We start from the raw sequence: 7,373 nt of genomic DNA, 5'->3' as shown, positions 1-7,373 counted from the left end.
TCAATAGAATATAGAAGTCTCTACAATAATCTCAAGCAACTTCCTAAACGCCCAACCCGCAATCACCTCAATGATTTAATTGTACATTCAATCTGGCTTGATTCTTTGGGAGATATTAAACCACTCCTTGCTGATATTACAGCAGCTAAGATTCAACACTTTGCTGCCGAAGCGAGAGTATTAGATGCAAGCGAAATCAAAGAGTTTAATTTACCAAAACGAATTACTTTAATACTATGCTTGATTTACTCAGCGAGCGTGATGACGCGAGATAACTTGGTTGAGATGTTTCTCAAAAAAATGCAGTTAATTCATAATCATGCCAAGAAAGAGTTAGAACTTATCAAACAAAGATATCACGAGACTGTTGAGAAGTTACTGGGGGTTTTCAGTAATGTTCTACAAGTATTGGTTGATGAAACGCCAGAAGTTGGGGCTGTCGTTAATGTCAAAAAAGTTGATAAGGTCGAGCAAGTTAATCAAGTACTCATTCCATCTGGTGGTGCTGAAAAACTATTAAGTGAATGTGAAGCGATAAATGCCTATAAGGGAAATAATTATTTTCCCCTATTGTGGCAATTTTATAAAAGTCACCGCAGTACTTTTTTCCGGTTGCTAGGTGCTTTGAAGTTTTCATCTACTACCAACGAACAAAGTGTAGTTGAGGCATTGAATTTTATTTTAGAAAATCAGTCACGGCGGGGCCAATTCTTCAATAATACTATTGATTTAGATTTTGCTTCTCCTCAATGGCAGAAACTTTTATTTGTCGAACAAGGAAACAAAACTAAAATTGTGCGTCGCCATCTGGAAGTTTGTGTTTTTTCTTACTTAATGGCTGAATTGAGGTCGGGGGATATTTGCGTAAAGGGAAGTGAAAATTACGCTGACCACCGAGAACAATTGTTGCCTTGGTCAGAATGTTTACCACTGATTGACCAGTATTGTGGAGATTTGGGTTTTGCTAGTGATGCGGTTGGTAATGTTTACCAACTCAAGTCTTTGTTGACTGACACTGCGGCTATAGTGGATGCTGGTTATCCTGATAATCGTCAGCTTGTCATCAATGACTTGGGAGAGCCAGTATTAAAAAAGTCTGTGCGTCATGAGTTAAGTCCAGCAGCCAAGGTTTTACTAGAAGCGGTAGAAGAACGGTTCCCGGAACGTAATTTGATTGATATCCTGCGAAATGTTGATTATTGGACTAATTTTACACGCCATTTTGGGCCGATGAGTGGCAGCGACCCGAAATTGTCACGGGCGACGGAACGTTATTTGTTGACTAGTTTTACCTATGGTTGTAATTTGGGGCCGACTCAAGCTGCAAGACATATGCGGGGTATTGTCACAAGTAAGGAAATATCGTTTGTTAATCGCCGTCATGTAAGTGTGGATAAACTGAATGCAGCCCTTGTGGATATTATTAATCGTTACAATGTTTTAAAGCTTCCGAGCATTTGGGGTGATGGGACAACGGCGGCGGCGGATGGGACTAAGTACGAACTCTATGAGGAGAATCTGCTGTCTGAGTATCATATCCGCTATGGTGGCTACGGAGGGATTGCTTACCACCATGTTTCCGATACCTATGTGGCGCTGTTTAGCCATTTTATTTCCTGTGGGACTTGGGAGGCTGTTTATATTATTGAGGGTTTGTTGAAAAATCTTTCCGATATTCAGCCTCATACGATTCACGCAGATACTCAGGGACAATCAACGCCTGTGTTTGCATTGTCACATATGTTGGGGATTAAGTTAATGCCCCGGATTCGGAATTGGAAAGATTTAAATTTCTTCCGTCCAGATAATGATACGGTTTACAAGCATATTGATTCTTTGTTCAAAGATGCGATTGATTGGGAGAAAATTCAAAACCATTGGCAGGATATTTTACAAGTTGTGCTGTCGATTCAAACTGGCAAGATTTCGAGTGCGGTGCTGTTACGAAAGCTGGGAAATTATAGTCGTAAAAACAGATTATACCAAGCTTTTCAGGAGTTAGGACGGGTAATCAGAACGGTATTTCTGTTGCAATATATTTCGGATATGAAGTTACGACAACAGATTACTGCGGCTACGAATATCGTTGAGTCTTATAACGGTTTCTCAAAGTGGTTTTTCTTCGGTGGTTTTGGGGTTATTGCTAATAATGACCCAATTGAGCAGGAGAAGATTGTTAAATATAATGATTTGGTTGCTAATGCTGTGATCTTCCACAATGTTGTGGATTTGACTGAGATTTTACGGGATTTGCTGAAGTCTGGTTATTTGATTACTCGTGAAGATGTGGCGGCGTTGAGTCCTTATATGACAAGTCATATCAAGCGTTTCGGCGATTACTTGATTGATATGGAGACTGTGCCGAATTTGTTGGATGATGACAAGCTCTTAGTTTTGGTTTGAGAAATTGTGAAGGTAGGTCTGGCAAGGGTTGTAGAGCTATTGTTTACAAAACTTTACAACGTGTCCCATTTTGCACGTATCCCGGCTGTACCCCATTTTCGGCGGAGTTTTTGCCGCATCATATTTTTACAAAATTATTCCCGAAACATTTTTAGAATCAGTCAGAGATTTTTTAGAGCCCTCAGATCTGTTTATTATTTTGCTAAAAGGGTTTATTTTTGGTGTGCTGGTTGCGGTTATTGGCTGTAGTTGGGGATTAACTACTAAGGGAGGAGCAAAAGAAGTAGGAGAATCGGCAACGAAAGCAGTGGTTACTAGTTGGATATCAATTTTTGTGATGGATTTTTTCCTTTCGGTACTGCTGCTTGAACAGCCTGCATTTTGAAACCAAGCATTGTACAAGATTCCCGGCTTTTTTAGCCAGTTGGGAACCTGAGCCAAAAAGGAAGTTGTAGGTTAAGCAATACTGGTTCTGAAGCGTTGGCGCAGCCCGGCGCAGGCATCGCTAGCTTTTTTAGGTATACTTTATAACGTTAGCGAAATTTAGGAATATATTAACTTGTAGATTAGCGCACCCAAGGCCAAACCGATCAATGAAAAGGTAGATGTAGTCCAAAAGGCTAGCCCTTCCCTAAGACCTGCTGTTTGAAAGTCTATCTTGACTAATATAGTTGCCGAAACGATCAGCAAAGTATCAAGAAATACCCGAAACCAGGCAATCATAACAAAGAACAAGAAAGCTCCTAAAACGGCAACGGCGAAAGACCTCGTATTTGATTTCAGCAAAATACTGAAATAATATCTCATTTTCATCCAAGGAATGGTCAACGTTACTATTAAAAGCAAGATAGCAACGACAGTCGCCACCCACACAGACACAGGAGCGAGTGTTTCAGCTATTACCCAGCCCAAAGTACTGTAACTAAGCAGTACTAATGCCAGGGACACCCAAGGAACTCTTTGCAAAATTGACATGGGTTAATACTCCTAGTACAGGGTCAACAAGAGGAAAAGGGGCAGGGAGCTCTTAGCTGGGGGGAAATCCTCATACATATAATGTAGGGCTGCTGAAAGTTTGGACGTATTATTTCTGGTGTTACACATCTCGTTCGCGCAGCGTGCCGTAGGCATAACAAATATCTTTACTTTTGAGTATAAATAAATTTATAGCTGCTGAAACCCTTGTGGCAGGTGAATTACAGTATTTTTCCCCTGCTTCCTTCCCCGTGCTCCCCTGCCTCTTAGGTCAAGGTCTTATTCCATTATTGAATCTTATAACTATTGACTAATAGCTAAACAATCATTTTCTGCCCACCAAGCGTAGATGGGCGTGTCGCGGTCTGGTAAAACGCCAAAAGTATTCGGTTGCAACACATTTATGCTAATGCCATTTGTTAATTCCACAACATAATTAACATGTGTGCCCAAATACATAACATTGACAAGCCGTCCTTCAAAACAGTTAGTTGGCAAATTAGGTGGATAAAGCGAAAGCTGTATTTTTTCTGGCCGCACGCAGACTACCACTGGTTGTGATAATTCTGATGGTGTATCTTCAGCGCGGCTAATGACAATTGAGAGTCCCGTTTTTGTCGAAATTTTAATATTAGAAGAGTCTACTGCTACAATTTCACCGCTAAATAAATTAGTATCGCCAATAAAATCAGCAACAAAGGATGTGCAAGGACGTTCGTAGATTTGGCTCGGAGTGCCAACTTGTTCAATTTTACCTTGGTTCATCACAGCAATGCGATCGCTCAAACACAATGCTTCTTCTTGATCGTGTGTCACCATCACAAAGGTCACTCCCAAATCTTTGTGTAAATTTGATAACTCCACTTGCATTTCTTTACGTAGCTTTAAATCTAACGCCCCTAACGGTTCATCGAGTAATACGACGGTGGGACGGTTGACTAGGGCCCTTGCTAAAGCGACTCGCTGCTGTTGACCACCAGAAAGTTGATTGGGAAAGCGCGATCGCAAACTTTCCATTTTCACGAGTTTTAAAGCTTCTTCGACTCTAGCTTCAATTTTCGCATTGGGTATTTTTTTTAACCGCAGTCCGAAGGCAATGTTATTCCAGACATTCAGGTGGTTAAATAGAGCGTAACTTTGAAATACAGTATTGACCGGTCGGCGGTAAGGCGGCACATTAGTCATAGACTGACCCTGAATCAACACCTTGCCAGCGTCAGCGATTTCAAAACCAGCGATTAAACGCAGTGTTGTTGTTTTACCACAACCGGAGGGGCCTAAAATACTAAAAAATTCTCCCTGTCTGATATCCAAATCAATTCCATTTACTGCTGGTTCTTGGTTAAAAAACTTGAACACGTTACGCAGTTCAACATCAAGTGGCTGAAAAGTTGTTATCCCCCTTTGATTCTGCATGACAATTTGAGCCATAATCCTCAGTAAAATGCCGTGATATTACGTGATTTTGTCAGTAGTCTATTGGGCAGACTAGATTTGACACTTTGGTTTATTGTATCTGCCAAAAACAATTGTTCAAGAATATACTTGCCCAATTCTTTTATACCCAATACTGGGCATGAGTTTAGGGTAATTGTATACAGATAATACCCCTATTGGAATCATTATTTGTCTTATGTCTTTATTCCCATCAATTGGCAGCAAAAAAGATACACGTACAGTTGGACGTGGTTTCCAATCAATATTTTTAATCGTATTTACCGTATTAATACTCGCTGGTATTGAGGCTCGTTTGGCATATTTGCAAATTGTTGAAGGGCCAAAACTCCGGGAACGAGCCGAAGAAAACCGCGTTCGGATGATTCTTAAACAACCCGAACGGGGAAATATTTTTGACCGCAACGGTAAACTTTTAGCCAGTACTCGTTATCCTAGTTCTGTATATTTGTGGCCGATGGCACATACTAAGCCTTCTTGGTCTGTAGTCGGCCCGCGTTTAGCGCAAATTCTCAACATTCCCCAAGATGAAATGGAAAAGAAATTAGAACAAGCTGGTGCTAATTCTTCTTCACTCATCCGGGTTGCTCGCGATCTAAATGAAGCAGAAATCACAGCATTAAAGGAGTATAAAAATGAACTTCCGGAAGTAGAAATCAATACAGATTCTGTGCGTTATTATCCCCACGGCGAGCAATTGGCTCATGTACTAGGCTATACGCGAGAGTTGACCCCCGACCAGTTAAAGGACAAGAAGCAGCAAGGCTACCGACTCGGAGATGTAATCGGTCAAATGGGGGTAGAAAAGGCTTATGAAAAAATGCTGCGCGGTGAATGGGGCGGTCAGCAGGTGGAAGTAGATGGTGCGGGTAGACCAATCCGGGTTTTGGGGGAGAAACAGGCAAAAGCTGGTAACGATTTGCACCTGACCATAGATTTGGATGTGCAAAAGGCAGCAGAAAAAGCCTTGGGAAATCACCGAGGTGCGATCGCAGCAATCGATCCGAATAACGGTGCTGTTTTAGCACTGGTATCTTACCCCACCTTTGATCCGAATATCTTCTCTAAACAAAAACTCTCCCAGAAAGATTGGGAAACCTTGCAAGGAAAAGATCACCCCTTAGTTAATCGTGCCCTGAGTGCCTTTCCCCCTGCCAGTACTTTCAAAATTGTCACCACGACAGCCGGGTTAGAATCAGGTGAATTTTCTCCTGATACAATATTACAGACCTTTGGTTCTCTGACCGTTGGTGGGGTGACTTTTGGTGAGTGGAACCACGCCGGATTTGGGCCATTAGGATTTCCCAGAGCGATCGCTATGAGTAGTGATACTTTCTTCTATCAAGTTGGTAGAAAAGTCGGTGGCCCAACTTTAATCGAATGGAGCCGCAAATACGGATTTGGTCAAAGAACTGGCATTGAATTTCAGGGCGAAGAATCAAAAGGTTTGGTTCCAGATGAAACATGGAAGAAGAGAGTTTTGAAAACACCTTGGACTGTAGGCGACACCATTAATATGTCAATTGGTCAAGGTGCTTTGCAAGTGACACCCCTGCAATCGGCGATTATGTTTTCTGTCCCTGCTAATGGCGGGTATCGAGTTCAGCCGCATTTGCTCAAAGACAACGAACAAGCAAAAAGTTGGCGAGAATCCTTAAATATGAAGCCGACAACTATTAAAGTTCTCCGCGACGGACTGCGGCGGGTAGTGAGTGAGGGTACTGGTAAACGCTTGGACGTGCCGACAATTGCCCCAGCGTCTGGAAAGAGTGGCACTGCTGAAGCTGGTGTTGGTCGCCCAAATCATACTTGGTTTGGTGCTTATGCCCCCACTTATAAGCCGGAAATTGTGGTTGTGGCCTTTGGGGAAAACTCCGGCGAACATGGCGGTACTGTTTGCGGGCCAATGGTTTTACAAGTGCTAGAAGCTTATTTTCAGCATAAGTATCCAGGTAAGTATCAAAAACCTCAGCCCGATCCATCAGATGCTAAAACTCAGAGTTCAGGACATGGAACTGGAGACTAGTGCCGCAGGGCGGAAGTCAAAAGTCAAAAGTCAAATAGGTGTACATTATACTTCTTGCTCATCCACGCTTTTTCTTTCTTTAGCGATCGCCTGTAAGCTTGTGGAGACGGATGCACCTTTGTTGCATTGCTCTGCATGTTTGTTGTATCGCCCTGCACCTTTGTTGCATTGCTCTGCATGTTTGTTGCATCGCCCTGCACCTTTGTTGCATTGCTCTGCATGTTTGTTGCATCGCTCTGCATGTTTGTTGCATTGCTCTGCATGTTTGTTGCATCGCCCTGCACCTTTGTTGCATCGACCTACAAAAATTAACCCACCTAGGTTACACAGCAACTGTGTACACTGTAGCCTTTTAGGAGAGAGGCTTTAAATCTTACTCCCCAACGCTAGAAGGGAAGGGGTTAGGGGTTAGGTTTGTATTTCATGCAATTGGCAACCGCTATATTTAATCAGGAACTAATATTAACCCGCAAAATTAATGGGACAGAGGATTATATGCCTTTAAGGTCATAAA

General features: G+C 42.2%; 5 protein-coding genes and 1 pseudogene. 3 read left to right on the top strand and 3 right to left on the bottom strand.

The genetic code is table 11. The features are described from left to right. Positions 1-2,403, top strand: a 2,403-nt coding sequence (locus LC608_RS12400) for a Tn3 family transposase (protein ID WP_229553825.1), incomplete at its 5' end; no start/stop codon positions are given. Between the two features lie 85 nt (positions 2,404-2,488). Beyond that, positions 2,489-2,788, top strand: a pseudogene (locus LC608_RS12395) (MlaE family ABC transporter permease); the annotation flags it as partial. Positions 2,789-2,946: 158 nt separating this feature from the next. Here the strand turns inward: LC608_RS12395 and LC608_RS12390 are convergent. Together LC608_RS12390 and LC608_RS12385 are read right to left on the bottom strand one after the other, a co-directional pair. Further along, entirely contained in the window at positions 2,947-3,378 is a 432-nt protein-coding gene (locus LC608_RS12390; RefSeq protein WP_229553823.1) for a hypothetical protein, read from the bottom strand. Positions 3,379-3,681: 303 nt separating this feature from the next. Further along, positions 3,682-4,809, bottom strand: coding sequence for an ABC transporter ATP-binding protein (locus LC608_RS12385; protein ID WP_229553822.1), 1,128 nt, complete (start codon positions 4,807-4,809; stop codon positions 3,682-3,684). Positions 4,810-5,011: 202 nt separating this feature from the next. Here LC608_RS12385 and mrdA point away from each other — a divergent pair, with 202 nt between their 5' ends. After that, the gene (gene mrdA / locus LC608_RS12380) at positions 5,012-6,859 is read left to right on the top strand and encodes a penicillin-binding protein 2 (protein WP_229553820.1); all 1,848 of its coding nucleotides are present in this window, start codon (positions 5,012-5,014) and stop codon (positions 6,857-6,859) included. A gap of 23 nt (positions 6,860-6,882) precedes the next feature. Here mrdA and LC608_RS12375 read toward each other — a convergent pair whose 3' ends face one another. Next, positions 6,883-7,122 (bottom strand): hypothetical protein, encoded by a 240-nt coding sequence (locus tag LC608_RS12375; protein WP_229553819.1) that lies wholly within the window; start codon positions 7,120-7,122, stop codon positions 6,883-6,885. Positions 7,123-7,373: the final 251 nt, after the last annotated feature.

The organism is Nostoc sp. XA010 (genome assembly GCF_020829625.1).
Taxonomy (GTDB): Bacteria; Cyanobacteriota; Cyanobacteriia; order Cyanobacteriales; family Nostocaceae; genus Nostoc.
The sequence above is the reverse complement of the archived record's forward strand: the minus strand, read 5'-3'. Positions and strand labels throughout refer to the sequence as shown.

Bases quoted from the DNA above. Each gene is read 5' to 3' on its own strand.
- LC608_RS12390 (WP_229553823.1), bottom strand. From the start codon at position 3,378: ATGTCAATTTTGCAAAGAGTTCCTTGGGTGTCCCTGGCATTAGTACTG.
- LC608_RS12385 (WP_229553822.1), bottom strand. From the start codon at position 4,809: ATGGCTCAAATTGTCATGCAGAATCAAAGGGGGATAACAACTTTTCAG.
- mrdA (WP_229553820.1), top strand. From the start codon at position 5,012: ATGTCTTTATTCCCATCAATTGGCAGCAAAAAAGATACACGTACAGTT.
- LC608_RS12375 (WP_229553819.1), bottom strand. From the start codon at position 7,122: ATGCAGAGCAATGCAACAAACATGCAGAGCGATGCAACAAACATGCAG.